At 63.5% G+C, this 1656-nt stretch carries 2 protein-coding genes; both read left to right on the top strand.

Translation table 11 applies throughout. From position 1 onward, the window contains the following. Nucleotides 1–29 precede the first annotated feature (29 nt). On the top strand, nt 30–968 hold the full coding sequence (locus FJY68_14420) for a branched-chain amino acid ABC transporter permease (protein ID MBM3333015.1): 939 nt from the start codon (nt 30–32) through the stop codon (nt 966–968). A 118-nt stretch (nt 969–1086) separates the two neighbouring features. Next, nucleotides 1087–1656 (top strand): ABC transporter ATP-binding protein (locus FJY68_14415; GenBank protein ID MBM3333014.1); only part of this gene is annotated, 570 nt, incomplete at its 3' end.

Below are 1656 nucleotides of genomic sequence, written 5' to 3'. Positions count from 1 at the left end.
TGAGCACGCGCAGGGGCCTCGGAGCCGGTGTGGTTGCGCTGCTGGTCGCGGTTGCGGTGTTCGCCGCAGTCGAAGCGCTCATCCTCTCAGGCGCGCTGAATCCCTACTGGCAGCAGATCATCTGTCTGGCCGGGATCGTGACCATATCGGCTCTCGGACTGAACCTCATCTACGGCTACACCGGGCAGTTCTCGCTCGGCCACGCTGCCTTCTACGGCATCGGAGCCTACATTGCCGCGCTTGTGACCCGAGGCATCGGCAGCCACGGCCCGGCTATCCTGCCGCTCAGCCTGGTCGCCGGCGCCGTCCTCGCCGGTCTGGTTGCCCTGCTCATCGGCCTGCCCATACTCAGGCTAAAGTCCGACTATCTCGCCATAGCGACGCTCGGCTTCGGCATTATCGTGAAGGTGCTATTGGACAACGCCGACCAGGTAGTCCCGATGATGGGCGGTTCTCGGGGCATGAGCGCGATTCCCAGGCTGACCAGTTTCGTCTGGGTGTTCCCGCTGGCCGTAGTGGCGCTGGTGGTGCTGCGCAACATCGTCTACTCCGGTATCGGCCGGGCCCTGATATCGGTGCGTGAGGACGAGCTGGCGGCCGAGGCGGTCGGCATCGACAGCACGCGTTACAAGACCCTGGGGTTTGTCATCGGCTGCATGTACGCGGGCGTGGCCGGCGGCCTGTACGCGCACCTGTTCACGTTCCTGCACCCGTCCAACTTCGACTTCCTGAAGTCCATCGACGTGCTGCTGGTGGTGGTGCTGGGCGGGCTCGGCAGTATGTCCGGCACCATCGTCGCCGCGGTCGCGTGGACGTTCCTGCTCGAGGGATTGAGGATCGTACTGCCGCCGGCAGTGCAGGACTGGCGCTGGGTCATCTATCCGTTGCTGCTGGTCATCTTCATGCTGGTGCGGCCCGGCGGCATATTCGCGGGGACGGAGTTCCGGTTCCTGAGAGAGAAGAAATGACGAAGCTCGAAACCCGAATGTCGATTGAAGCTCGAATGAAGGAGAAGTCCGAATTGGTGATTCGGGCTTCGGGTTTCATTCGTCATTCGTGCTTCGTCATTCGGAATTCACCACTGCCATGAGCGCTGTGCTTGAGACGAAGTCTTTGACCAAGTCCTTCGGCGGCCTGGTGGCCGTGCGCGATTTCACGATGTCAGTTGCCGAGAACGAGCTGGTCGGCCTGATCGGGCCGAACGGGGCCGGCAAGACGACCGTGTTCAACCTGGTGACGGGCATGTATGTACCGACCGCGGGCGAGATACGGTTCAACGGCGCCGACATCGGTGGGATGAAGCCGTACCGCATCTATCAGTGCGGGATTGCCCGTACCTTCCAGAATATCCGGCTGTTCAAGCAGCTATCGGTCCTCGACAACATCCGCGTGGCTCACCATCACCGCGGCGGAGCCGGGCTGGTGAGTACGGTCCTGCGCGGGCAGGGGTTCAGGCGGGAGGAGCGGCAGGTGACCGAGCGGGCAACCGAGCTGCTTTCCATTCTCGGGCTGGAAGGCAGGAGGGATGAGCTGGCGCGAAACCTGCCCTACGGCGAGCAGCGGCGGGTCGAGATCGCCCGCGCGCTGGTGTCCGACCCGAAGCTGCTGCTGTTGGACGAGCCGGCAGCCGGGATGAACCCTCTCGAGGTAGGCAGC

The sequence above is a fragment of the candidate division WOR-3 bacterium genome (assembly GCA_016867815.1).
GTDB lineage: Bacteria > Hydrothermota > Tepidihabitantia > Tepidihabitantales > Tepidihabitantaceae > UBA2258.
This window is presented reverse-complemented; position numbering and strand designations above follow the sequence as displayed.